The 25,313-nt window shown below is 70.3% G+C and carries 20 protein-coding genes and 1 pseudogene; 9 read left to right on the top strand and 12 right to left on the bottom strand.

The window, feature by feature from the left end; genetic code table 11:
* Positions 1-54 precede the first annotated feature (54 nt).
* Positions 55-252 (bottom strand): hypothetical protein, encoded by a 198-nt coding sequence (locus tag AB0D67_RS32580; RefSeq protein WP_362944550.1) that lies wholly within the window; start codon positions 250-252, stop codon positions 55-57.
* On the opposite strand from AB0D67_RS32580, the gene AB0D67_RS32575 reads away from it, so the two are divergent.
* Entirely contained in the window at positions 251-2,104 is a 1,854-nt protein-coding gene (locus tag AB0D67_RS32575; protein WP_362944548.1) for a hypothetical protein, read from the top strand. The two genes, AB0D67_RS32580 and AB0D67_RS32575, sit on opposite strands and share 2 nt — an antisense overlap.
* 433 nt (positions 2,105-2,537) lie before the next feature.
* Positions 2,538-3,155 carry a DUF6461 domain-containing protein gene (locus AB0D67_RS32570; RefSeq protein WP_362944546.1) on the top strand — a complete coding sequence of 206 codons (618 nt, stop codon included), beginning with the start codon at positions 2,538-2,540 and terminating at the stop codon, positions 3,153-3,155.
* Here AB0D67_RS32570 and AB0D67_RS32565 read toward each other — a convergent pair.
* From AB0D67_RS32565 to AB0D67_RS32545, 5 genes and pseudogenes are all read right to left on the bottom strand, one after another.
* Positions 3,142-3,378 (bottom strand): hypothetical protein, encoded by a 237-nt coding sequence (locus AB0D67_RS32565; protein WP_362944544.1) that lies wholly within the window; start codon positions 3,376-3,378, stop codon positions 3,142-3,144. The genes AB0D67_RS32570 and AB0D67_RS32565 overlap by 14 nt on opposite strands.
* Positions 3,379-3,387: 9 nt before the next feature.
* Positions 3,388-4,620, bottom strand: a complete 1,233-nt coding sequence (locus tag AB0D67_RS32560) for an MFS transporter (protein ID WP_362944542.1) — start codon at positions 4,618-4,620, stop codon at positions 3,388-3,390.
* A gap of 122 nt (positions 4,621-4,742) precedes the next feature.
* A complete protein-coding gene (locus AB0D67_RS32555; protein WP_362944540.1) occupies positions 4,743-5,069 on the bottom strand; it encodes a hypothetical protein in 327 nt (108 codons plus the stop codon).
* Between the two features lie 3 nt (positions 5,070-5,072).
* Positions 5,073-5,306: pseudogene (locus tag AB0D67_RS32550) on the bottom strand (hypothetical protein); the annotation flags it as partial.
* A gap of 1,343 nt (positions 5,307-6,649) precedes the next feature.
* Positions 6,650-6,931 carry a hypothetical protein gene (locus AB0D67_RS32545; RefSeq protein ID WP_362944538.1) on the bottom strand — a complete coding sequence of 94 codons (282 nt, stop codon included), beginning with the start codon at positions 6,929-6,931 and terminating at the stop codon, positions 6,650-6,652.
* A 230-nt stretch (positions 6,932-7,161) separates the two neighbouring features.
* Between AB0D67_RS32545 and AB0D67_RS32540 the strand changes: the two genes are divergently transcribed.
* A complete protein-coding gene (locus AB0D67_RS32540; RefSeq protein WP_362944536.1) occupies positions 7,162-8,310 on the top strand; it encodes a hypothetical protein in 1,149 nt (382 codons plus the stop codon).
* Positions 8,311-8,592: 282 nt separating this feature from the next.
* Here the strand turns inward: AB0D67_RS32540 and AB0D67_RS32535 are convergent, their stop codons facing one another.
* The 3 genes from AB0D67_RS32535 to AB0D67_RS32525 all read right to left on the bottom strand — a co-directional run bounded on the left by AB0D67_RS32535 (position 8,593) and on the right by AB0D67_RS32525 (position 10,900).
* On the bottom strand, positions 8,593-8,892 hold the full coding sequence (locus tag AB0D67_RS32535) for a hypothetical protein (RefSeq protein WP_362944534.1): 300 nt from the start codon (positions 8,890-8,892) through the stop codon (positions 8,593-8,595).
* A gap of 355 nt (positions 8,893-9,247) precedes the next feature.
* Positions 9,248-9,646: a hypothetical protein gene (locus AB0D67_RS32530; protein ID WP_362944532.1), complete on the bottom strand. Its 399-nt coding sequence runs from the start codon at positions 9,644-9,646 to the stop codon at positions 9,248-9,250.
* A gap of 21 nt (positions 9,647-9,667) precedes the next feature.
* The gene (locus tag AB0D67_RS32525) at positions 9,668-10,900 is read right to left on the bottom strand and encodes a tyrosine-type recombinase/integrase (protein ID WP_362944530.1); all 1,233 of its coding nucleotides are present in this window, start codon (positions 10,898-10,900) and stop codon (positions 9,668-9,670) included.
* Positions 10,901-11,164: 264 nt separating this feature from the next.
* Between AB0D67_RS32525 and AB0D67_RS32520 the strand changes: the two genes are divergently transcribed.
* From AB0D67_RS32520 to AB0D67_RS32510, 3 genes are all read left to right on the top strand, one after another.
* Positions 11,165-12,343: a hypothetical protein gene (locus AB0D67_RS32520; RefSeq protein ID WP_362944528.1), complete on the top strand. Its 1,179-nt coding sequence runs from the start codon at positions 11,165-11,167 to the stop codon at positions 12,341-12,343.
* Positions 12,344-12,411: 68 nt separating this feature from the next.
* Positions 12,412-12,954 (top strand): DUF6283 family protein, encoded by a 543-nt coding sequence (locus AB0D67_RS32515; protein ID WP_362944526.1) that lies wholly within the window; start codon positions 12,412-12,414, stop codon positions 12,952-12,954.
* Entirely contained in the window at positions 12,947-13,513 is a 567-nt protein-coding gene (locus AB0D67_RS32510; RefSeq protein WP_362944524.1) for a YkgJ family cysteine cluster protein, read from the top strand. The genes AB0D67_RS32515 and AB0D67_RS32510 overlap by 8 nt, the downstream gene beginning before the upstream one ends.
* A 397-nt stretch (positions 13,514-13,910) precedes the next feature.
* On the opposite strand, the gene AB0D67_RS32505 is transcribed toward AB0D67_RS32510, so the two are convergent.
* The 3 genes from AB0D67_RS32505 to AB0D67_RS32495 all read right to left on the bottom strand — a co-directional run bounded on the left by AB0D67_RS32505 (position 13,911) and on the right by AB0D67_RS32495 (position 19,899).
* The gene (locus tag AB0D67_RS32505; RefSeq protein ID WP_362944522.1) at positions 13,911-14,108 is read right to left on the bottom strand and encodes a hypothetical protein; all 198 of its coding nucleotides are present in this window, start codon (positions 14,106-14,108) and stop codon (positions 13,911-13,913) included.
* Positions 14,109-15,461: 1,353 nt separating this feature from the next.
* The gene (locus AB0D67_RS32500; RefSeq protein WP_362944520.1) at positions 15,462-19,049 is read right to left on the bottom strand and encodes a DEAD/DEAH box helicase; all 3,588 of its coding nucleotides are present in this window, start codon (positions 19,047-19,049) and stop codon (positions 15,462-15,464) included.
* Positions 19,042-19,899 carry a hypothetical protein gene (locus AB0D67_RS32495; RefSeq protein ID WP_362944518.1) on the bottom strand — a complete coding sequence of 286 codons (858 nt, stop codon included), beginning with the start codon at positions 19,897-19,899 and terminating at the stop codon, positions 19,042-19,044. The genes AB0D67_RS32500 and AB0D67_RS32495 overlap by 8 nt, the downstream gene beginning before the upstream one ends.
* A 459-nt stretch (positions 19,900-20,358) precedes the next feature.
* On the opposite strand from AB0D67_RS32495, the gene AB0D67_RS32490 reads away from it, so the two are divergent.
* The 3 genes from AB0D67_RS32490 (at position 20,359) to AB0D67_RS32480 (ending at position 25,194) form a co-directional block, all read left to right on the top strand.
* Positions 20,359-21,024: a hypothetical protein gene (locus AB0D67_RS32490; protein WP_362944514.1), complete on the top strand. Its 666-nt coding sequence runs from the start codon at positions 20,359-20,361 to the stop codon at positions 21,022-21,024.
* Positions 21,021-23,066, top strand: a complete 2,046-nt coding sequence (locus AB0D67_RS32485) for a hypothetical protein (protein ID WP_362944512.1) — start codon at positions 21,021-21,023, stop codon at positions 23,064-23,066. The genes AB0D67_RS32490 and AB0D67_RS32485 overlap by 4 nt, the downstream gene beginning before the upstream one ends.
* 103 nt (positions 23,067-23,169) lie before the next feature.
* A complete protein-coding gene (locus AB0D67_RS32480) occupies positions 23,170-25,194 on the top strand; it encodes a hypothetical protein (RefSeq protein ID WP_362944511.1) in 2,025 nt (674 codons plus the stop codon).
* Positions 25,195-25,313: the final 119 nt, after the last annotated feature.

Here is a 25,313-nt window from a genome sequence, read left to right as displayed (position 1 = left end):
CCTTTCCGGCTTACTTGGTCTGCCCCCCGATTCGGTAAAGCGGCGCCGACGATTTCAGGGGCAGCGCCGTCCGCGGCGGAGCCCGTACAGCGCCAGCGACAGTCCCATCACCGCCATGGCGGCATCGACCGGCGGCCACACGGCCGGAGTCAGCCACACCAGCACCCCGGCCACGATGCCCGCAATCAGGCAGACCAGGGCGGCCGTTCGGCGACCAGGACGGCCGGCGGTGCCACGTCTTCCTCGATGCATGCGTTGCCGCATCGGCGGGTGGCGGCCGCCCTGTTCTCACTGGGTCCCGGCTGACCGGCCGGGCCGGTCCAATAAGATCATCCGCATCGTCGCCTTACTCCGGGCCGCCGTCGCCCGCTACCGCTTCGGGCGCCTGGCCGCCGTCGCCGTCGCGCTCTACGTGACCGCCGCCGCCCTCGCCGCCGCATACGACGGCGGAAGGTGGTTCGCCGTCGTCGCGACGGCGGCTTTCTGGCCGGGGGACAACGGGGCCCGGCTCCTGCTCGCGGCGGTCGGCGTGCTCAACGCGTGGGCGCTGTGGCAGATCCTGCGCGGCCCGGCCTCGCCGCGCGCCGAGACGCTGCCACGCGAGGTGGTGTGGCTGCGGCGCCTGCTCTACGCGGACGTGGCCGGCGACCTGCTGCTGTGGGAACTCCTCGACGATGCATCCGGTGTCGCGGAGTACGTCGCGCGCTGGGCCGTGTGGGCCGCCACCATGGTGCTGCTGGTGCGGGCCCTGGCCGGGGTCACGGTCTGGTTCCGGATCATCGCCCTCGGGCTCGGCCTGGCCGGGGTCCTGGCCGCGGCGCTGCGGCCGTTCGCCGAAGGCCCGCTGCTGACGGCGTCGTTCCTGCTGGGGATGACGACCCTCGGCTGCAAAGCGATGATCATCGCCGGGCAGGGACGCGACGGGCAGTTCAGCGCCGCCACGGCCGCCATCGGATGGACCGCCCTCCTCGTCTCGCAGGTCTCCTCGCTGCTGCTGGCCGGATGGATGGCGTTCGACGGCCTGTCTCTCGCAGTGCACACACTCGACGGGCTGATCGTCGTGTGGGCGGCGCGCACCGCGCACGAGCTCGCCACGCCCGCACCGGGCGCCGCGACGCCCCGAACCAGCCGGACGCCGCGGCTGCTCGCCGCCGCCGTCGTGCTCGTGCTGCCGATGGCCGTGGTCGGCGCCGAGGCGGACGCCCGGCTCACCTACACGGCCGCGGACGAGGGCTGCCGCGACCGGCTCCGGCCCGCGACCGGCCTCGGGCCCGAGGAGCGGCGGCGGTCGTTCCTCTGCCTGGCCAGGGGCCGGACCTTCGCGGCGGAGGCGATGTTCCCCGAGGACTGGGCCGACCAGCGCGTCCTGGCCTACGGCGCGCGACTGTGCGCGCTGCCCGGCGACCGGGAACGCAGCGCGCTGCACGAGCGGACGGGCGGCACGGCCGACGCCATCGAGCTGGCCGCGGCTCTGGAGTACCTGTGCCCCGGCATCGTCGCCCGGCAGAACGCCGACGCCGAGCGCCGGCAGACCGAACGCGACCGGCAGGAGGCCGCGTGGAAGGCCGAGGCGAACGCCCGGTGCGCCGACCCGTGGCCCAGGGTGCGGGCCAGGCGGCAGGGCACGGCCGCGTACATGCTGTTCGAAGGGGGCGGCTACACCGTCTTCGACGACCGCGACGACAGCGCAGGCGGCGAGGCCGCCGACATCTTCGACGCCATCGAGGACGGGTTCATCGACGCCGCAGGCAGCAGCGCCGCCATCGTGACGGACGAGGAGAACGCGCCGATGTGCTTGACGGTCAAGGCGTTCGCCGGTGCCCCGCCGCTGCGGCTCGCCGGCTGGGACCAGGTGGTCGAGGTGGGCATCGCCAGCCGCAGCGGCCGCCTGGTCGTGCCGGCCTATCCCGAGGGCGGTGACAGCGGGGCGGCCGGGCCGCTGCCCGACCTGGCCGTCGCCGGTCCGGGTCGCTATCGCCTCCGCGTCCACGCTCGCACGCTGCCCTGGGACGAGAACGACCCCGACGCGCCGCTGGAGGAGCACCTGCTCGTCGTCTATCCCGGCCGCTCGACGGACAAGATCGTCTACCGCCCGCCCGGCTGACCTCGCCGAGCACGCCCGTTCAACCCGGTCACCGGCTGGGCAGGGATCGACACCGTCGGCAGGTGACCGGACCCCGGCGTGGGTGGAGCGTGCCGGGACGACAGGCCCGCGTCCCCGGCCTCGGCCGACCGGTAGGTGCCGTCGTCCTCGACGTCGTCTCCCGACAGTGAGACCTGGGCGGGCGGCGCGAACAGCCGGGGCGGGGCGGAAGCCGGTGCACCAGAGCGCGGATGGAGTCCTATCTGACCGATGCCTGGTGTCACTTCTCGGGATCTGGCTCAAAGTCCGTGAAGCAGTCACAGTCGGTGGTCTAAAGCCGCTCATCACCGACACAACCACCAGAGTGGCCCATATCGGCTGATTGTCGGCACGGCCTGCCACCATGGCCCGCATGACGGCAACCGATCTCTTAGCCCCGTTCCAGTGGCTCAACGTGTCCGAGAGTGCGGGCGGCGGCGCACTGGGCGTGATCTTCAGCGTGGCCTTCTTCCGTGGGCTCGATCCGGCGGAGGTGGTGCGCCGCTTCAGCCGCGGCACCGACTCCGGCCAGGAGTCGGACTTCGGCGGACTCAACGACAAGGCCTACGAGTTCGTCAGTAAGACGGACGGCGGGGATGGCGGCGGCTACGTGGGCGTCTTCCAGGCCGGCGAGTGGTGCGTGGCCATCGAGCCCCACGGTTGGATGGGCACGCTCCACAAGGTGGAGACCGAGCTGTCGCGGGGCTGCGAGGTGCTGGCGGTCACCCGGCACGACTACGCCGAGCACAGCTTCGAGTACGTGATCGACGGCACGATCGTCACCGGCTACCGGTTGCTGAACCCGTGCGCGCGTTACGGCTGCGACCCTGACCGGCTCAACGGCTTCATGCTGGAGCTGGGCATGGGTCTGGACAGGCCAGAAGACGAAGCCGCGTGGGACGCCAGCTGGGAGGACAACTACTTCACTGCCGTGCCAAGGGGCTTCGCCCTGGCGGCGAAGGTCACCGGGGTGCCGTTCACGGCGGACATGCTTGAACGCCCGATGCTCGTGGGGTCCATCACGGATAGCTGACCACCCACATCACGCTCCGGCTGAGCTGACCCGGGTACTCCAGGCGGCAGAGGAGTTCGAGCAGGCCTTCGTCTCCGACGCGCTCGACGTGGGGCGCGACCTTCTCCACCGGCACGCCGGTCACGCCGCGTTTCGGCGGCGAGCCGAGGGCCGAGCACCTCGCGGGCGGGGCCAAGGAGCTGTGCCTCGACGGCATCGACTCGGTCAGGTGCGATGTCGACACCCCGGCGACCTACGCGCGGCTGTCCTCCTTGGCGTCGGCGTCCACACGGCCGCCGTCGTCTGTGATCTTGATCTTTCGTACGGCGGGAGCCAGCACGAAGGGCAGGCTGGCCGCCGCGGTGCCGAGGCAGGCGATCCACAGGAGCTGGTGGACGGTGACGGCCTCGCCCAGCAGCCCGCCGACGACACCGCCGAGCGGCAGTGAACCCCACATGAGGAAGCGGAGGCTGGCGTTCATCCTGCCGCGCAGGGCTTCTGGGCAGATCGCCTGGCGGTAGCTGCCCTGGGCGACGTTGTGCATGACCGCGACCAGGAACATGAGCGCCATGCCGATCGGGTACAGGGCGAGCCGCCAGCCGGGTCCTGTGAAGGCGACGAGCACGCTGAGCGGCATGATGAGGACGGCTGTGGCGAACATCGTGGGGCCGTGACCGAAGCGGGCGATCACGCGTGAGGCCAGGAGCGCGCCGAGCAGGCCGCCCGCCCCCGCGCCCGAGATCATCAGGCCGTAGCCCGTCGCGCTCACGCCCAGCTCGTCGACCAGGTACAACGGCTGGACGATGGCCCAGATGCCGTTGATGAACATGTTCATGGCGCCGACGAGGCCGATCAGGCGCAGGATGGGGTGACCGAGCACGTAGCGCAGGCCCTCCATCAGGCTCACGCGCCCCCCGGAGGGGGTCTCCTTGGCCTTGACGGTCGCCAGCAGGGCGGCGGAGATCATGTAGCTGACCGCGTCGGCCACGATGGCGATGGGCGCCGTGAGCGCCTGCACGAGCCAGCCGCCGAGCCCGGGGCCGAAGAGCACGGCGAGGCTGCGCACGGACTCCAGCATCCCCATGCCCTTGGGCAGCTGCTCCTTGGTCACGATGGAGGGCAGGAAGCTCAGGTGGGCGACGTCGAAGAAGGCCGTGCCGATGCTGACGATCACGGCGACCGTGTAGAGCTGCGCCAGCGTGAGCGCGTCGAACAGCGCGGCAACCGGGATGGACGCCAGGGCGAGGGCGCGCAGCACGTCGGCCGTCACCAGGATGGGCTTCCTGCGCAACCGGTCGGCCCACACGCCGGCGGGCAGCCCAAAGAGGAGGAAACCGATCATCTCGGCCGCGCTGAGCAGGCCGAGCTCGAACGGGCCCGCGTCCAGCGCCAGCAGCGCGACCAGCGGGAGGGCCACGCGCGTGACCTGGGTGCCGGACTGGCTGAAGGCGTCGGCGGTGACGTAACGACGGAAAGCGGGGGGCATCTGATCTACCCTAGGGCGCGTCGGCGCTCTGAAATTCGCCCGACGCTGCGGCCAGAGGAGTGTCCGTCTCACTGATCATGGGGCACCTTCCGTTGGAGTCCTTCGCAGACCCCGGCGGGCGCTCAGGCCCCGCTGCGTCCGGCGGGGGCGTCATAGACCAGGGTGTACCGCCAGAACAGGCGACGCCGGATCCGGGCGCCGGGTAGCTCCCCTGCGGCCGCAGCCCGGATGTCGGTCAGGGTCTCCTGCGGATCGGCGGTGGGCGCCGTCATGTGCAAGGGCGGCGCATCGGCGCGGGCCGGGTGCTTGACCAGCCCCATGATCGGGTTGGCGACCATGGCCGGCAGGGCGGCGATCAGGTCGGCGGGCCCGGCCTCCCGGTAGCAGCCGACGACCACCAGGCGCCCACCCGGGGTTAGACAGCCGCGCAGCTCCCGCAGGGTGGGCACCAGCGGGAGGTGGTGCAGGACGGCGACGAGGGTGACGGCGTCCCGGCGCCGCTGCGGGTCGCGCCCGGCGAAGTCGGTGTGGACGATGGTGACCGCGGGATCGTGGGCGAAGCGCTCCGCCGCGATGCGGGCGGTCGCGGGGTCGGGTTCGAGCCCGGTGACGGTAGCGGTACGGCGGCCGCGCGGCCCGTGAAATTGCCCATCGAGACCGCGCGGCGATGAGGAAACGGAACGGATCGAGCGGCACCCTGTGGCAGGCGCCGGGCCGGTTACGGCACTGCGCGATCACGGAGTGCGACATTTAGACTTGGCGCATGTTCAGACATCCCAGGGCTGCACGAGATCCTGCGTTGGATCCAGTAGCAGCCCTCAACAAGAGAACGCATCTGAAGTCCGTCACGCTGGCGAACGGCATTCGCCTGTTCGTCATTCCGGCGAGCCTTAGTGCCCACGTGGGTCCCTGGGACAACCCCCGAGTGCCCGTTCCCCAATTGCCCGTCGTTGACGGGCAACACCGGTTGGGCGAGGTGTTCGCACTCCTCAATCGGCAAGAGCGCAGAAGCGTGCATGCGGTCTTGAGGACGCATGACGACATCGGCAGGTTTGGCCTCGGCCTCAAGTCAGTTCTGAGCCTGCAAGCGGACCTGAGGCTTATCGATGCTCAGGGAGTGCTGGCCAATCTCCGCCCCGACAAAGTCGCCGACCCAGTCGACCGCCTCGCGGGCCAGGGCGTGGTAGCGCCGTACGGGGTTTACACACACGCGGGAGAGTTGCCCATCCGTCTGCCGGGATCGCCGGTATCCCAGCGTCACCGCACTGATAGATCCGCTGAGCTCTTGCTCTGGGCATTCGTGGCATGGGTCTTCAGGCTGTTGCTGACCCTGGCCCGCGCGCGACGCGCCCCGGTGGTTCGCGCGTTCACGTTGTTGACGCAGCGCTCCCGACGTCGTCGCCGCCGACGCCGCTGTTTCGGAGGCGTCGTGCTGTCGAATCCGTCGCCTCCCACGATGTCCGCTCGCCGCCCGAAGGGGGCGGCCGATGGGCGCCTTCCTCGGGTTCCTCGTCGGGACCGTCCTCGTGGGGATGTTCGTCAACGAGCTGGGCGAGCTGTGCCCGTGGGCGTCGCGTAGCCTCGTTCTCCTTGCTTCCCGGGCCGTTCACCGTGACCCTGAACGTGCCCAGCAGTGCGCAGCCCGGCTACATGAGGCTCTGGCCTGCGTACCCGGGAAGGCCACCCTCCTTCCCGCTGCCCTCCTCGTGGTGGGTGTATTTCTCACTGGCGCCGTCTGGCGTAGCCGGGCGAAGGACAGGGTTTTCACCTTCCTCTTCGCCAAAATGCGATGGCTTCGCAATACCCTCTCCCTCCTCAGGGGGGAGGTGGTGCGCTTCAGATACCGGCGGTATTTACGCCGTTGAATGTGGTGGCCTGGCCGGAAGGGAGCGGTGTCGCCCCATCATGGCCAGGCCAGCCTCGGTCGCCAGTTGCCGCTGTCGTAGTCGTCCAGGGCGTCGAGCACCTGCTGATAGCCGGTGCTCTTGGTGGGGATCTGCCAGCGGATCGGTGCGCTTTTCTCGCTGGCCTACTCCGAGGTGTCGCCCATGCGGGGCAGGTCGAACGTCTTGATGACCACGGCCGGGTCGTTCTTCCGGAGCGCGCTGACGCCCGAGTCCACTCGGCCGCCCCACAGTGCGATCACGGCGTTGCCCGAGCTCGTGCCGAACGTCTTGCCGTCGCCCTTGACCTGCCCCAGGCTTCCGGAGATCGGCGGGGCGAGCTGGTCAGCCTTGCACAGCGCGGTGACGAGGAGGGTGACGGCGACGAAGTATCTTTGCTCGGGCTTGGTCGAGGCGTCAGTCGGCAAATTCTGTCGGCAATTTGGCCTCCGAATCGGCCGCCCGGAGAAGCGTTCGGCCCACCTACGTCCGGGTTTCCGGGCGGCTGGAAGCTGGGGCACACCAGAGCCACTGCCGGTGCGAGGACGTAGCGCCGGATGAGGTTCGGCCCCTGCGCCCAGAAACCGTTGTCGAGGCGCCGTTACAAGAAGGCTTCGCTCGGCAAACGCCGAGATCTCCGATGGGTCGATACGCCAGGATGAACGCTGTGATGGTGGACGTGACCTCCTATGAACTCCTTTGGCCCACAACGTTGTTCGTCACCGAGGGGCAGCGGGTCGCCCGCTCCAGCGGGGGAATGTGGAGCGATCGCGTTATCTGGCTGCTGACCGAGGCGCTGTCGGGAACGACGGCGGTGGCCGACTTCGAAGACGCCGCAAGCCTGAGAGGCTTTGGACAGGCAGATCCCTGGGCGTCGGCGGATCCGTGGGCGTCGGCATCACCCCGGGCGGCACATGGTGATCCCCAGCGTGAATGGTTCACCGAGCTGATCAACCGCGCCGGCGAACTGCGGCATGCGATCGCTCCGCGACCGTACTGGCCGCAGCGCCGCGCCGACGGCTCCTCCTTCCCACGCAGCGATTCCAGGGACGTACGCCGGGAGTTCGCCCAGATCATCACCGAGCTCGAGGGCAACGGCTATCTGGTGGAGGCGTTCGGTGAGGAGTGCGTCGACGACCATCGCAACCTGCCCGATCCTGCGGAGGTCATCGATCGTCGTCTTGGCATCGCCGGACTGTGGCCGCTGATGCCCGCCGCGTGGGACGACGACACCTTCTACGGACTCGTGGAGGTCTTCCATGACCTGCTCAGCCGCCCCCGTCAGCGCCGGTTTCACTCATGGAACGACTGCGGTTGGCACTACTCGGAGTTTCACGTCGTCCCCGGGCAGACCCTGTACCGGTGGAAGATCAATCACATGCTGCGCTCGGCTGGCATCGACTACGAACTCGCCGCCGAAGGAGAAGACCGCGGACGCCTGGTGGCGACCACCGATGACGCTCGCAGCCAGCTCGTCCAGCACGTCCTGCACGCCTCACCGCCTGACAGCAAGGACCAGGTCGAGCACGCGATCGCGCTTTTCCGAAGCCGCTCCACCTCACTTGAGAACAAACGCTCGGCGATCGTCGCGCTGGCCGGCGTCCTTGAAGAGCGCCGCCAGCTGATCCGTGAAGACATCGGCAAGCCAGACGAAGGCGCCCTGTTTGAGATCGCCAACCGCTACGCGCTGCGTCACCGCAGAGCCGACCAGCGCGGCGACTACGATGCCGCGTTCTTGGACTGGATCTTCTGGTGGTACCTGGCCACCGTGGAGCTCACCAACCGCTTGATCGCCGCCCGGCGGTGATCGATCCGGGTTTCGTCGCAGAGCCTTCACCGGCGCAGTGGACATCGGAGCGGGTATCACCGGTCGTCGGCGCATTTGGCCTCACCGATCGGAGGCTGGGCATGGCAGGCGGGCCGCACAGGGGGTGAGTGGGCCGCCTGCCGATCGGGCGTTCACCGCAACAGAAGCCGGTCGCCGGTGCCGCGATGAGGGTAGCCGCGGGGGTGGCGGGGCGAGGCCGTGCGCGTCGGGGTCATCGCCTCCAGGTGGGGCCGCCGGGCCGCGTGGCGGTGCAGAGAGGATTCACCAGCCCAGATGGTCGGCCGGTTCGACCTGCAAGGTCGCGTGGGCCACGTTGTGGCGCCTGAGCAGCAGGTCGCGGGCCCGGTTCAGGACGGCGTGACTGTCGGCGCCGTCTGAGGTGACCAGGTGGGCGGTGGCGACGTTCATGCCGGAGGTCAACGTCCACAGGTGCAGGTCGTGGACGTCGCGCACGCCCTCGACGGACTCCAGGTCCCTGGCGACGGCGGAGGCGTCCATCCCGGCCGGTATGTGCTGGCCAAGGACCGCGAACACCTGCCGCCCGAGCGAGATGGCGCGCACCGCGACGAAGACACCGATGGCGAGTGTGATCGGCCTCCGGGGAGGATCGGTACAGATTTTGGCGGTAGCGCTGAGGGCAGAGACGTTTCTCCAGCTCACAGCCATCAGTTCCGGGCTGGTCACACCGGACAGAATGACGATTCTGTCTGGTCATGCTCCCGCGTTTCCGCAGGTGGCGGCCTCTACCGCTAATTTCTGTACTCAGACTTCCCGAAGGCCCATCTGCTGCAGCTTCGCTGAGTCAGGACAACGGCGATCTCCTCAGGGACCGCGCCGATCGGGGCGGGGATCTGCGCGTCGGAGGGGCGGGCGGCGGCTTCGGTGCGGCGCGGCCGTGCCCGCGCCGGGCCGCCGGTCAGACGCTCGGTGCCGCCTGCGGAAGGCGGCCGGTCTTTCGCCGGCGCATCCGGCAGCCGCCGCACAGTCCGTTGCGGCCGCTGCCCGGGACGATGGGACCGTGGCAGTGGGTGCAGGGCGCCTGCTCGGGTTCGGGCCGGGGCGGCGCGACGAAGTCGGGGTCGTCGACGTCGATGAGCAGGGCGCCGACCGCGGCGGCGTAGCTGCGGGCGGTGCCGAGCAGGACGCCGCCACCGGCGCGGATCTTGCGCTCCAGCTCATAGACGCTCTGGACGTTGACGCCCATGGCGTCGGCGACCTGCGCCGGGGTCCGGCCGCAGGTGATGCGGCGCTGCAGCAGGTTGAGCAGCAGCGGGTCGGGGTCGCCGGCGGTGCGCCGGAGGGCATGCTGAGGCACGCGGATGTCCTTTCGAGCGGTTTACAGCAAATCGTCCAGAGGGGAGTCGGCCCAGCGGTCGACCTCCTCGAAGTAGCGCCACAGGGTCTGGGAGCCGTCCACCCAGCCGCCGGTGCGGGCGATGATGAGCGGGTCGGCGCCGGCGGCGCGGGCGGCGGTGGCGAACCCGCGGCGCAGCGAGTGGCCCGACCATTGGCGGCGCAGGCCCTCGGCGTGGCCGGCGCTCAGGCCGGCGCGCCGGGCGGCGCCGGCGATGATGCCGTCGATCGCGCGCACCGACAGCCGGCCGTCGGGGTCGCCGATCGGGCGGCCGCGCCGGGTCATCGCGCCGCCGAGGTTGCCGTGCTGGTCGATGCGGACGAACAACGGGCCGCGGGTGCGGCCGTGTGTGCGTAGCGTGGCCGCCCAGGTGGTCAGGGCACCCACCGGGCACAGCTCGTCGCACGGGCCCGTGCCGTGCTTGCTGTGCTTGACGGCCAGGCGTTGCAGGCGTTTGGTCTTGCCCCGATACAGCCGCACCTCCAGCCCCTTGGGGTGGGGGGTGAGGTGCTCGAGGTTGACCGCGACGAGCTCGGATTCGCGGGCTGCGCCCTTGTAGCCGAGCAGCAGCAGCGCGGCGTCGCGCTGGCCGGCCGCGGTGGTGCGGTCCAAGGTGGCCAGCAGGGCGCGCAGGGCGGCGGTGTCGGCGGCGGCGGCGCGGTGCGGTTCGGCCTTGGCGTCGCCGGTGCGGATGAGGTGGTCGCTGTAGCCGGCCACCACCTTGCGGGCGGCGGTCAGGTCGGGTTTGGCCTGCTCGGCCAGGGCGTGCATGGTGCGGATCGCCGACAGCGCCCGGCGGATGGTGTCCGGTGCGCGGTGGCGGTCGTAGGCCAGGTGGGTGGCGTATTCGGCCATGGTCGCCGGGGTGGCGGGCAGCGCGGTGCGGCCGGCCTCGGCGCACCAGGCGGCAAAGCGCGTCCAGTCGCCGGCGTAGGCGGCGCGGGTGGCGGCCGGGACGCCGCGCTCGATCGCCGCGGCGGCGGCCGGGGACAGCCGGTGGTCGCGCCCGGCCGGCCCGGCGGCCGCGGGGCGGGGGGCCAGGCCGGGCGGCGGCAGCGCGGCCGGGGCGCCCGGCGCGGGGGGCGATGCGGCCGCGGGCGGGGCGGAATCGGGGGTGTTGTCCTGTCTCGTTGAACTTGAGGCATGAGAACTTCCTGACCTGGTGTGCCTCCGATTGGATGAGACACCATCCGTCGAAGCCGTCTCATCGATCATGAGGCAGCTCCTCGTTTCACTCGCGGAGAGCTGTCGATCGGACCTGGTCACGGGCGAACCGTCTCACGTACCTGAGGCATCCGAGGGAATGCCTCATGATCAGTGGGACATGCCTCAGGTCGAATGAGACCGAACAGGTGTCCATGGCGGGGCGGAGCCTCCCGGCGTTCGTGATCTTGTCGCTGCCGATAAGGGGAGATTATCGGAAGCGAAGCCCGTCGTCACGCCCTTTCGATCGTGTTGAGACGGCACGTAATTGATTCCGTGCCAGCACGGCACGCCGCTGCTACGATCATCGACATGACCGCCGACCCGCCCCCCGCACCGCCCGCCCCCGCAGAGCCGGCGCCCGAGCCCGAGACGCCGGCGACGTGCGAGCGCCCCGGCTGCGGCAACCCGCTGCCGCCCCGCCCGCGCCACCCCGACGGGCGGCCCAAGGGCGGCCGACGCCAGCGGTTCTGCTCGGTCAGCTGCCGCAGCGCCGCCCGCCCGGCCCGCCAGGCCGCCCAGCGCACCGCCCTGGAGCAGGCCACCCGGGGCGCCCGCGGCCTGCACGAGCGCCTCGAACCCCTCATCGCCCAGCTGATGCCGCTGCTGAGCGGGATGGCCGACCAGCTGGCCGCCGCGGACCGCGTCCAGGACGAACGCCTGCACGACGCCGAAGACGACGCCGACGCCGCGCTGCAGGCCGCCACCGCGGCCGAGCACCGCGCCGCCGCCGCCGACGACGCCCGCCTTGCGGCGCTGGAGGCCGCCCGCCAGGACCGCCAGGCCCGCCAGGCGGCCGAGCAGCGCGCCGCCGCGGCCGCGGCCACCGAACGCCAGGCCCTGCGCGAGGCGCGCGAGCACGCCGAGGCCCGCGTGATCGCGGAGAAAGACGCCGAACGCGCCGCGGCCGACCGCCAGGACGCGCTCGCCGCGCGCGATGCGCTGCGCGCCGAGGCGGGCCGCCTGGCCGCCGAGGCCACCGCGCAGCGCGACCGCCGCGCCGCGACCGAGCACGAGCTGCGCCGGCACCAGGAGGAGCTGACCCAGGTCCGCGGCCAGACCGCGCTCGCCGAGGAGCGGCTGCGCCACGAGCGCGAACGCCGCGAGATCGCCGAGACGCAGCTGGCCGCGGCCCGGCAGAGCATCGAGGCGCTGCGCGCCGAGACCGCCCAGGTCCGGCGCGACGGCGAGCAGGCGGCCGACGCGCTGCGCGCCGGGCACGCCGAGCAGCTGCGCCTGCTGCGCGCCGAGCTGGACCGGCTGGGCCAGCAGCACACGGCCACCACCGCCGAGGCCGCCCGCACCCAGGCCCGCTACGCGGCCGCCCAGGACCGCATCGCTGACCTGCAGGCCCAGCGCGACGACCTGCAAGCGCAGCGCGACCTGTTGCGCGCCGAGGCGGACGCGCTCCGCGCCCGCCTCGAGACCGGTTTCACCCCGCCCGGCGCAGGATGAGCCGATCCCCGCACCACTCCGCCGGGTGCTTCCTACCATGGTCACCAGCTGACGAAAGGACCCCCGCCATGTCCGCTCCGCCGCTCCCCGGCCCGGCCGACCCCGAAATCGAGCTGGCCGACCTGGCCACCCTGCCCGCGGGCGTGGTGCGCGTCCGCGACGGCGCCGACGGCTGGGGTGTCTCTACCGTCGTGCGCCACGGCGACCCCCGCCGCCACCGCGACCACCCGTGCAAGCGCTGCCCGTTTCGCACCGACGCCGTCGGCACCTTCCCGCCGGAGGTGTTTCGCCACAGCGCCCCCACCACCTACGATCTGGCGGTCACCCTCTTCGGCTGCCACTCCGACGAGGTGGAGGAGGCGCAGATCTGCGCCGGATTCCTGCTGGTGGCCGCCGATGACAACCTCGCCGTCCGGATGAGCGGCGGCGCCTACAGCGACGTGCACAGCACCGTCGAGCTGTTCGGCAGCTACCGCGAGATGGCGATCGCCAACGGCGTCGACCCCGACGACCCGGTGCTCGCCCCCTGCCGCGACGACCGCACCGGCGAGCAATGGGAGCCGATCGAGCCCGACCCCGCCCGCGCCGATCGGCCCGGCGCCGATGACTGAACCACCGCACGGCGGCCCGGCACCCGAGGCGCCCACCGGGCCCGGCCGGTGGGCCGCGGCCGCCGACGCGCAACTGGCCGCGCTGTATGCCCGCATCCCGCAGGTGGCCTGCCAGGGGTTGTGCGGCCCGGTCGACTGCACCGACGACATCGGCATGGGGCCGCGTGAGCGCCAGCGGCTGCGGCAGGCCGGCGTGGTGATGCCGCCCCGCCAGCCCACCACCCCGGCCGCCGCCGCGCCGGGCCCGTGCCCGGCCTTGGAGGAAGGCCGCTGCTCGGCCTATGAAGTCCGCCCGGCCATCTGCCGCATCTACAGCGCCACCGAAGGCCTGGCCTGCCCGCACGGCTGCCCGATCATCGACGGCCGCCCGCTGAGCCGCGCCGAAGCCTTCGCCCTGGTCGACGCCGCCGCGGCCGCCGGCACGAACCGGACCACGCCCAGCGCCGAGGCCTTCCAGCGCCAGCTCGACAGCGACGCCGGCCGGATGATCCTCCACCAGCAGAAACGTGATCAGCGGATCCGCCGGGACCGGTTCCGCCGCCCGCCCACGACCGGCTGACGCCCCTTTTCGGTGGCGCACATCCGCCCCGGCCCCGCCCGGGGGGCGGACAGCCGGTCCTCACCCGTCTTCCTGCGCGCCCGTCGAGGAGCCCGTCCGCCGCAGCGAAGGAGGCGTTCGCGGCCGTGCCCCGGGGGTGGATAGCGGATCGCCCCCACCGGAATACGACGGACCCGGGGCGCGCTCGACGCGTAGGACGGACGCCAGGGGTTGCCAGGGCCGGGTTCCGTGCCATCATGGGGAGGACCGGTGGCCATTGACCCCCTGAACGCCGCCGGGTTCCCGCCCGGATATCCGATTCCCCGACGGGTGAGGCGCTGAGCGCTTTTCTGCGGCCCGGCCGGGCGGGCGCATCCCCTCATCCCGGCGTATCGGTGTTCGTCCGGCAGCGGCCACCTCAGCGCGCCGCCACTTCGGCGAAGATGATCATAAAGGTGGTTTCCGGCCCGTCCGAGGTCGGCGCCACCGGGATCTGCGCCACCGCACTCGGAGCGGCGGCCCGGCGGCGGCCACGGCGGCCGGGCGAGGCGAGCTCCCGAGCCGCGTCCCCGCGACGCGCGGACGACACGATGAAGATCAAAAACAGTGTTGTCACGCCGCACTCTTGCGGACTTTTTGCGGACCTCGCGGCGCTGACCTCGGCATATCCCGGCTAGCGGGAAAACCATAAGTTCACCGGCATCGGCGACGCCTCACAGAAACGCCCCTAAACACGAAGAGAATGGCGCCGGAACCCCTCAAGAATTGCTAAACTCCAGTGAGCTCGATGACCTTCGACTCTCCGTCGTACGCGGCCGCCTTCCATGGAGACGGCCGAGTGGGACCGCGGCCGTCTTCGCGGAAGCAACCGCCTCCAAGGGACCGGTCCCAGAAACGGAGCATCGATGGCTCACGAGCCGAACCGGCCAGACGACCAGGAGAAATGGCTGTTCCTACAGCTGATACTGATCCTGCTGGACTGGTGGCTCGGCGGGGGCGGGCACTGCTAACAGGCCCAACCCCCGCCGGGTGAGGCAGCGGGTCCCCGTTCTTGGTTCCAGCCCGGTTCGGGGCCCGTCTGTCTTCTCTCCTAAGCGTAGTACACGAAGCACGGTTGTAGGTTTCGTTGCGCCAATCCTACCGCGACACGCTTTGGGATTATTCTCCGCGGAAGCGAATCGGCAATATGATCCGCTATCACTAACGGCTTTAACACTAATCTCTTATCACTAGCTTCTCATCTTCCATCTTTGCCATCCCGTCCTGCGATCCGCAAAAGGATAGCTACGCGCCGGCGTTCGCCGAATCTTTCCGCCGACTCCGCCGTGAATCGGAACGCCGTCATCCGCGGAAGGAATGATTGGGAATCGGCAGGGGCACCGCCGAAACAATCTCCACCCCTCTGACCTGCGGCGATACCATTCCCGCCGGGCGGCAGGAGGCGCGGCGATGATCGTCGACGGCTCGGGAACCTCCCTCGTCCGCTGCCTCGGAGGAGGAATCGGTTCGGGGATCGGCATCGCCCGCGGCGAGCGGTGCCCTGCCCGCCGCGGACACGGCGGCGGGCATCGGCGGGGGAGACGGGGGGCATCCGGAGGCGACGGTGCGGGGCGGATCGGCTTCGGCGTGCAGGACATCGGCGGTGTACCGCACGCACGGCCGGATGGCGAACCCCCGGCGGGGCGCGCCGGTGGCCCGCCGCATCCTCGCCAGTGCCGACGTCCCCTTTCCTCCGGGTCGTGTCGTGAGCTGTTCCGGCGGAGCTTCACCGCTGAATGCGGGGCCGGCCGGCTTCCCGCCACGGCGAACCTCGTGCTCGCGCGAAGCCGCACCTCCTCGGCTCCCGGTTCAGGAGCAGATCGTGCAGCCGCGGGGCGGGTCGCGTGGGGTGACCTGCGCATCGGTGATCGGGTCCTGCGCTGCTCGGCTGTACCGTCCGGGGTTCCGGCCCGTGCCGGGGCGTCTATCGTCAGTCGGCGTCGGCCCGGCGGATCTCGATGCGGACGGTGACCGCATCCCGGTGCTCCAGGGCCGACGGCGTCCGGGAGGGGAGCGGCTGCAGGGTGGCGTGAGCGGCGGGCCCGTCGTCGAGGTCCAACAGGGGCGCTATGACGTGGGCGATCTCTCGGGCGACATAGCCGATTTTGGTTCCGGTGGCCCGGTGGATGGCGATGGCCTGGGGGTCGGCGGCGTTGTCGCGTTCGCGGCGCAGCAGCATCTCCTCACCGTCGGCGGCGTCGGCGAGGAGGGGCGCGGTGCGCAGGGCGGCGATGCCGCGGACGGGGGCGATCACGGTGCCGCTCTCGTGGATGGCCAGATCGAGAGCCGCCCGGGGGGTGAGCAGGGCCGCGGCCCGCTGAAGGAACCATTGCGCGGTGCGCGGGCTGACCAGGGGGGCGACCGCATCAGCGGTGAGAGTGGCGGCCCAGGTCACGAACGGCAGGAAGCCGCGGCCCGCATCGGCCGGGTACAGCCGGCCCACCGTGATGGCGTCGCGGCGGTTGCGCAGGCCGATGCTGGCGGCGAAACAGGCCGGCTCGGAGTTGACGCCGTATTTGGCCATGGCGGCACACGCGGTGATCGGGCCGATGAGCTGAAGGCCGGGGCGTTCGTGCTCCCACAGCTGGAGGATGGCCGAGATCACCCAGGCCAGGTCATGGACGATGAGGCGGTCGAGCACCTTGGCGAACCGCATCGGATCGGTGAGGGCCAGGCGGGCGCCGTGCCGGCGGCGGAGGTCGTCGACGCCGAGGCCGTCCATCCAGTCGGCGGCCAGGTCGGCGAGCACGGCCGGGTCGGGAAGCCTCTCCTGGATGGCCGAGCGCTGCAGTTCGGCCACGGTGAGAGCCTGGTGCAGTAGGTGGGCGCGCAGCTCGGGCCAGCGCTCCTCGGTCAGCAGGCCGGGGTCGAGATCCACCAGCGCGGCCAGGTGACGAGCACCGGCCTGGGCGCCGGCGCAGCCGTTCAGGCTCAGACCGGTGCGCAGGTAGGCGGCGCGCAACCCACGGTCGGGAATCTGGGTGGCCAGCGCGCGCATGCGGCGGCCGGCGAACCGGGTCAGCGGAGCCAGGGGATAATCCGCCAGCTGGATGGCGCCCAGGGTGGCGCCGAGCGCGTGATCGACGGCGGCGGTGAGCACCACCTCATCATCGGTGTCGACGACCTCCTCGGCGAGCAGCGCCAGCAGCTGCAGGTCCACGACGGCGGCCCAGTCCGCGGCTCTGGCGCCGTCATCGGGATCGGTCAATTCCAGATCCGCGGGAACGTCACGGCCCTCGGGCAAGGCGCCCAAGCGGGCGCGCACCAGGTCGACATACAGCCAGACCAGCGTCGACCAGACGGCCTCCAGGTCGGGGGAGTCGATATAGCGCCGGCGCAGGGTGCGGGCCTCCTGCTCGGTCTTGGCGACGAGGATGACGTGGCCCTCGGTCTCGCGGAAGGGACGGGCCGCGCGGCCGGCGGTGTTGAGGAAGTCCCGCACCGACAGCCGATCATCGCGGCCGCGGTGGACACCGGCGACGATGACGGTCTTGGCGGGCAGGTTCACCCCCTGGCCCAGGGTGCTGGTGGCGGCCAGGACCCGCAGGGCACCGGCCCGGTAGGCCTTTTCCAGCTCCTGGCGGATCGCCTCGGGAATGTCGGCGTGGTGGTAGCCGATGCCGTGGCCGACCAGGCCGACCAGCTCGTGATCGGCGCCGGCGTACTCGGTGATGACCTCGATGACCCGGTCGCGGTGCGCGCGCATCCCGGCGGGCACCAGGCCGCTGTCATCGGCGCCGAGCACAACGTCGGCGCGATCGGCGGCCACGCGGACGGCGCGCGCCACCGTGGCGGTGGAGGCCTTCCTCGGAGCGGCGACCAGCACCGGGCCCAGCCGCTGGTAGTGCAATGCCAGCTCGGCGGCGATGTCTTTCGTCTCCACGGGAAACAGCTTGGAGCGCAGCCGGCGGCGGGTCAGCACATACGGCAGGAAGAAATCATGGTCGGCATCGCCGGAGCGGTACTCCACGAACCCCTGCTGGCCGACGGCTTCGCGGCCCTTCCAGGTGAAGACGCCGATGTTGAGCTGGGAGGGGCTCCAGCCCACCTCGGCCCGGCGCGGCCGCGCCGGGTCGAGCCAGGCGGCCACGTCGTCGGCGTTGGGCAGCACCGCCGACAGCACCAGCAGCCGGGCACCCGGCGCGATCGTGCGCACCCGGGTCATGACCAGCTCCAGGCGCAGCCCCCGCTCGCCTTCCCCCAGCAGGTGGCCCTCATCGACGACCACGAGCGCGAGCCGCGCGGCCAGATCGGGGTCGTTGCGCAGCAGCAGGTCGAACTTCTCACTGGTGACGACCAGCACGTCGGTGGTGGCCAGCAGATGCAGCTCATAGCCCACATGCTCCGACCCGCCGAACAGGCCCGAGACCCGCAGCGCGAGCGGGGTGAGGCTGGCGGAAAGATGGCGTTCGACCTCGGCGGCCAGCGCGCGGGACGGCACGATGTAGACCGCCAGCTTCGGCGGCGCACCCGGCGCGGCCGCAGCGGCCAGGGCGTGCAGGATCGCCCATTCGGCCAGGTGGGTCTTCCCGGCCGAGGTCGGCATGGTGACGGTCAGATGCGGCTGGTCACGATCCAGCAGGCCCGCCTCCAGCACCTGCCGCTGCGACGGCCACACCTGCACCACCGGCGGCTGGGCCAGGGCCCGGGCCCGCAGGTACCGCTCCCACAACCCGTTCCAGGTCGGCGCCCGGCGCAGCAGCCTCCACGGCGAGGTGGCCACCGCGTCTTCCACGACGTGCGCGAGGTTGTCCAGCAGCACCCAGGTGTCCACGACGTTGGCCTGCAGCACCAGCCGTGCCGCCTGACGCAGATCGGCCAGCGCGGCCGCCCCGGCGGCGCGCTCACCGCGCCGCCAGAACCGGGCCAGCGCGCGGGCGGCTCGTCCCAGCAGCCCGTAGGCGGCCAGCACCGCGGCGTCGCTGCGATCGAGCGGCTCGATACCGGCCGCGGCGAGCAGCCGGGCACCCAGCTGCGGCACGGCTTCTTCGGCCAGCGCGCCCAGCCGGGTGACCTCGCCGAGGTCGCGCCGCAAGATCACACCGACCAGCGCCGCGATCGCCGCCGGGGCGGCCTGCTCCACCACCGGCACCGCCGCGGGCGCGGTGCCCGCGCCCAGGTCGATCTCGGCCAGGTAGTCGCCGGCGAGCTTGGCGGCGTTGGCCTGGTACCCGGCCAGGCTCCAGGTGGAGGCGGCCACGGCCAGCAGTTCGATACGGCGCGCCGTCGCGCCCGGGTGGGCGTCGGCCAGGTCGGTGTAGGCCTGCGCGATCGTCGGCAGCTGCCCGGGGTCACGGCGCCGCTCACGGCCGGTGCGGGTCAGCTCAGCGAGCCGGACCAGGTCCGCGGCACTGGCCAGGTGCACCGGGTCGAAGGTGAAGGCCGGCCGCGGCGTATCCGGGCGGCGCACCCGCTCCAGCAAGGTCGCCGAACGCAGCTGGCGCAGCCAGGTGCGCCGCTCATCAGTGCTGAAGGCATCGGCGGCCAGGCGGGCCAGCCGCCCGTCGTAGTCACGCATCAACCGGCTCCGGCTCCGGCTCCTGCCCGGGCTGGCCAGAGGCGGCGGCGGTCGTGCCGCCGGGGCCGATGCTGCGGCGGGCGGCGATCCGGGCCGGCGCCCCGGCGGCCGAGGCGTACGCTTCCCCGATCAACGCCCGCAACTCGGGAAGACGGATCACGGTCACCTCCGTCTGCTCGGTCAGCTCCGGCTCCAGCCGCTCGACCACCCGCCTGTCCCAGTGCCGCTCGTCGTGGACCAGCACGATGTGGCGCTCCACCCGAAACTCCGACACCAGCAGCTGCCCGATGCGGCTGCCCAGGGCCACTCCCCGCTCCGACAGGTGGGCCGCGACGAACAGGATGCTGGAGGGCAGGTCGTCCATGACGCTCTGCAGGCTCTTGGCCGCCTCCCGGCCCACGTCCAAGCGTTTGTCCAGGCGGGTCTTGACCTCCGGAGAGGCCACCACCGGCGGGACCTGCCGCAGCCGGAACGCCAGGAAGTCGGCGCCCTGCACCGGCTGGTTGGGCCGGTGCTTGAAGCGCAGCTTCAAGATGGGCACGCACCAGCGCCGCACCCGGCGAAACAACGCCCCGCTCAGCGCCTCACCGAAGTCGCCGCTGCGGACCTTGGGATCGGAAGGGAACTTGTACTTGATCAGGCGATCGGCGAGCTCGGGCAGCGCCAGGTCCCGAAACACCGTCTCCAGCATGTCCAGCTCACCGGATGACACGTAGTTGCGCAGCAGCTCATGACCCAGCCAGTCCTGGGCGGCCTGCGGATCGACCTCGGAGGTGGGCGTGAGGTGCCGCACATGCAGGATGTCGGATATCCCGTCCGGATCGTGCTCGGTGAGCCACCTGTCGAGCATGCACCCACCCGTCCAACGCCGTGGAGAAGTATGACCCCCAACGGTAGGGCATGGACCGATCCAGGACACTGCGAACCGATGATGACCTCTACCCGTCGCGGCCGTCGCCCGCGGTGAACCGGCCCGACCCGCGCACCAGCGGCGTGACATCGGGGCAGCAGACGCGGCACCGGCGCCCGCCGCGAATCGCCTCGGCTCGCACAGGCACCGGAGGGGTCGGGTCATAGAACTGCTCGTGAGAGCACGCATCGTCAAGGACGCGGGTCACCTCGTTCACGGTGCGCGTCAGCGCGGAGCAGCCCACCTAGTGGACGACGTTGAAGTCTCGGCTTGACGCACTCTAACCATAGGGTCACAGAGTGTTGCCAATACCTCACAATCCGGGCGGCCCCTGGATAAGATCACGCAGTTGGCAGCTCTCCGGCGGCCAGCCAGGGGTTTGCGCGGAAGCGTGTACCGGTGAGGGAGGCGATCGGCACGGAGCCGACTCGGGAGCAGACTGCGGTGCGGCTGCTGTTCATCTTGGACCGATTGGGCGATGCCTGCGATGAAAGCGGGCCTGTGGCTGCCGTGCGGGTGGTGCGGGCGCAGCGCAAACTGCAGAAGCTGGACTTTTTGATGCGCAATCCTGACTACCTCGCCGATGAGATCATCACCGCTGTCGAGCAGGAGCGGCTACCGCGCGAACAGCTGTTGGCTGCTCGCGAGGTGCTGGAGCAACGAGAGCCCGAGCTGCACACCTATCGCATGCTGCGTGGCCAGCATGGCGCCTATGAACCGCTGCACAACGCCCTGTCGGTCCTGCGTTACCTGGGGCTGATCAAGGTTGAACGGGCAGGCACCACCTCCGACAGCTATGTGAGACGGCGGGACTATTACCTGCTGGAGCCGGGACAGTTGCGGGCGCAGCAGCTGCGCTCACACGTTCCCGCATTGGCCTGGTACGACGAGCAGGCGCTCTACGTTGGACTTGTCGCCCAAGGCCTAATCGGAGCAGAGCTGAAGGCATCCCAGTACCAGCATGAGGAGTACGCGGCCACCCCGTCCGGGCGCGTGATCGCGGGAATCACCGAGCGGGTCCGGCCGCGGCTGGCCGCCGCGCTGGAGCGGGAAGGGCTGCGATGAACCAGGACGAGAGCACCGAAGGACCGGTAGGCGAGTGGCTGGCCGAGGTCGCTAAACGATCAGGTCAGCCGCTCGATGTGGTCCGCGAGATTCTCACCAGCCATGGGGTGCGGGCACGGACGACGCTGCCGCGCCCGCACCGGATCTTGGTGACGGAGGTGTTCTTCGACGGGCTGCGGCCCGTACCTGGGGATGAGACGGCCACCCAACTGAAGGAGTTCTCCTTCTCCTGGGCTCTGGATTCCGGTGTGTGGTGTGTAGCCTCCCTGGGCAAGAACGAGGCTGGCAAGTCCAGCATCCTGGAGATCATCTTGTGGTGCCTGCGTGGCCGCAGCGGCCTACAGGCCGACGTACGGAACTGGCTGCGTCACGTGCGGGTGCGGTTCGCCTTGGATGATGAGCATCTCAGCGTGGAGATGACCGTGGTCAACGGCCTACCCCAGGGCGAGGTCATCGCGCTGGACACTGACACAGTTCTAGCGCAGTTCAACGGTCTGAAGAACTTCGAGCAGGTCATGGACGCGTTCATGCTGGATCGATTGAATCTGGAGCCCCTGCGCACTGCGCAGGACGCCAGGAAAGGCGCCGACATTGCGCCGATCACTGGTGAGTTATCCTGGCCAGCCTACGCCAGCGCCCTGCACATCAACCGGGCCAGCCTGACGGCCGTGCTGGGCGGCGGCAGCGTCGAGCACGGCTTGCCCGTCCGGCTGCTGGAGCTGTTTTTAGGGGCGCCCTGGGCATCGACCAAAGTGGCCGCCCAGGTAGCCCACAAGGTTGTGGCGGCTAATTTGATGGCGGCGCAGGCCCGTGCGGCTAGCGATGCCGCTGCCCGCCAGACGCAACTGGCGGAACTGACCCAGCGCCTCCTCAGCGCTCGTGACCGGCTCCAGGCACTTCCCCAGACCACGCAGGCAGCGGCAACGCTGCAGGAGCTGTATGCCGCGCTCACTACAGCCACCCAGGAGGCGGCCCAAGCGCAGGGGGACTTGGCGCGTGCCCGCGGTGAGCATGATGAACAGGAAAGGCACCGGCAGTCGCTCGTGGTGGCCGTACACGCAGCCGAGGAGGCGGCGTTGGCACGGGCTTTCTTCCATACCCTCACCCCGACCGTCTGTCCCCGATGCGACACTGCGGTGCGCACAGAACAGTGGGAACGGGAGAAGGACGGCACCTGTTCGCTGTGCGCCTCCGACCTGCACCCCAGCCACGAGGCAGCCGCAGCGTCAGCGTCGCACACGGACGGCCACGAAGACGACCCGGATGCCTTGTCCGAAATAGATGATCTTCGCTTGGCGCTCGCCAGCGCGCAGGAGGCTGTCGAGGAGATCGCCGCCCGGCTAGCGCGCGCCCAACGCACCGCAGCGCAAACCGCTGCCCGACGTGAGGACGCCGCAAGCCGGCTGCAGGCCGCGACGGACGCCCCAGCCGCCGCCGTGCGACATGAAGCGGAACTGGATGTGGCCCGGTTGGAAGGTGCGTTGGCCGAGCGTCAAGGACGTTTCGACGACCTGGGCACGCCGGTCGACGTCGCTCCGCTGACCCGGGCCGCCGCAGTGCTGAAGGCGGCTGAGGCCACCGCGCACGAGCGCCGGACCACGGCGCTCAAGCAAATACTGGACGACATCAACCGCGATATCACTGCCATGGGCCGCGACCTGGGGTTGGACATGCTCGAGCGGGCGGAGTTAACCAGCGGGGCGCAGCTAACGGTGTGGAAGGGGGGCGGGCAAAAGCAGAACTACGGTTCGCTGACCGAAGGTGAGCAACTCCGGTTGAAGATCGTGACAACGATCGCGCTGCTGCGGCACGGCTTCCGCAGCGGTGTGGGCCGTCATCCCGGGCTTCTCCTGGTTGACTCTCCCGGTGCTGAAGAAGTCGACAGCGGCGATCTGCGCCACATGCTCGAAGACTTGGTGCGGCTCACGCAGAGCAACCCGGAGCTGCAGGTGATCATCGCGACTGCCCGCGGCGCGGATGCTCAAGAGGTCATCCCCGCCGGTCGGATGCTCTTGGCGGGGCCAGGGCAACGCCTGTGGTGAGGACGAACACGGGCTAGTCAACGGCTCCGCTGTGCGGTTTCCTCCTTAGGGTGGGCACGTCATTGTTGTAGCACCCGTCTTAGGCGGGCAGGAGGTGAGCGAAATGAGCGGCGACCTGCTGGCCCCGCTCGTGACCGCCCTCAACAGTGACGCCCAGCTACCGCGTCTGGCCGACCTGGGTGGCTTGGACCTGCTCGCGGAGCACGCCTCTGAGCTGTTGAACCGCCAGGAACTTCCCGAACTCATCCAGCTGATCCTCGCCGATGACCAGGCCAGTGGCAGCGCAGCGGGGCGGGACTTTCTGCTCGCCGCCGCCGTGGCCCCGCGAAACCCGCTCGTGCTCGAAGCGGTCGTCGAAGTTTTCCTCAGCAGCACCGTCACCGTCGGCGAGCTCGGCGCTGACCTGGTCGACGCTTGGCTGCAGGCCAGCCGGGAACACCTCGACCTCATCGGCGGCATCGCCCTGGAGGCGAGTACCCGCCTGGTCCTTGCCGAAGCTGGCAGCCCATACGCCCTACTTGACCGTATGGCCCGTCTTAAACGCGACCTGCCTCGCCTGAGCGATGACTTCGCCGGCCGCGCCGTCCGGGCCGCCGGCGCCATCGCCGAACACTTTCCCGCTCCTGAGGTGCCGGCTTTGCTGGAGGCCCTCTTGGCCCGCGACGACGTCGCCGACGACGCCGCCTTCGAACTCGGCATGCTCACCCTGCGCCGAGCTTTGGCCAGTAGCAACGCCGCCGAAGCGCGAATGCTGCTGCTGACTGCCCGAGAACGGCTGACCGACGCCCACGCCGAAGAAGAACGCGCCGACGCCGCTGCGTTCGGCGCCGCGGTGGACGCCATCCTCGCCTATGCCGCCGGTGCCCCCGTCACCCAAGACATCTGCACGCGCCTGGCCGAAGCGGTGGTGGAGTTCCGGCTCAACATGCTGGGTATGCCAGCCGGATGGCGTACGCCGCGATTCGACACGATCGCCGCCTGGCAACAGCTCGTCCACACTCTAGAAAAAGCCCAAGCATCAGACGAGCCCCGAGCATGGCTGCACGCCCCAGCATTGATCACCGACCTGGTCGCCGTCTACGGAGCACACCGTTCTCTCACCCTGTTCGCTCCCACCGACGCCCCCTCGCTCTCCGGCCACCACCGCATCGGCGCTGTTCCCACCGCACCTGGCCTGCATGCTGTACTCGCCCCACGTGTCGAGCACGCCTTCCTGGCACGGGAAGGCGGTCTCGCCCTACTCGACGGATGGCTCGAAGAGCTCCAGCACGCAACTGACACCGACGATGACCCCACCGCCGCGCGTGTCCGCGAGCAGGCCGCCGCGCTGCGCCAGGTCCTGAGCACAGGAGGGCCGCCCTCCCCAAAACCTGACGGCCCGGCGTTCACACCGCTCGCCGGGCTCCGAATGGCACCCGAAGACGCCCGGCGGATCGAGACCCTGCTGGCCCAGGAGCCGGAGCTGGCTCAACGGCTGGAAGCCATGATCGACGCCCGGAACGCGCGCGAGATCGTCGATGAGGTCCCCATCGTCGCCGACGTGTACCGATCGGTAAGACGGCAGCTAGATGAGCAATGTCCCGAGGGTTACACCGGCAGGTTCGCCGCCGACGTTGACCTTCTCCTGCTTTACCTGTTGCGCTTTGTCGACCTGCGGCTATCGGAGACGCAGAAGTTCCGCGGAGAGGCCAGCAGATACCTGCGCCAGTTGAAGGTCGGAGAGGCCAAGCCGGAAGAGAAAGAACTCGGCAGGGACCTGCGCGACTTTCTGCGCGGTCAGGGACTGCGGGTGGATCTGGAGGTGGCCAACGTCGGCGCCGGGCGCGTCGATGTGGCCTGGCGTCCTCACAATGAGCTCATCACCATCGAACTCAAACGCGACTGGACCGACGTCTCTTGGGACAAGATCACTGCCAAGTACGTATCCCAAGCCATCTCCTACCAGGTCAGTGGACCGGCGTTGAACTTCTTCATGTTCTTAGACCTCACCGCGAAACCTGACGGCCTCGCCGCCTTGCCCGCCTGTATCGACGTGCGCACCGTGTCGGGCCCTGCAGGAGATCCTCGGCCACGTACCGTCATCATGCTGCGTGTCCAGGGCAACAAGCGCGATCCCAGCTCGCTATGAGGGATCTGGGTGGTATCGGTGAAATTTTCAACGGATATGCAGGTCAAGGCTTCTGTGAGGGCCTTAGTACTCCAGCATCACTTTGTGATCTCTGGTGTGTAGCGTGTCGTCCTTGTGAT

Origin of the sequence: Streptosporangium sp. NPDC048047, assembly GCF_040653115.1 — a bacterium.
In the GTDB taxonomy this organism is placed as follows: Bacteria; Actinomycetota; Actinomycetes; order Streptosporangiales; family Streptosporangiaceae; genus Streptosporangium.
Note: the sequence above shows the minus strand (reverse complement) of the source record. Positions and strands in the feature narration are given on the sequence as shown.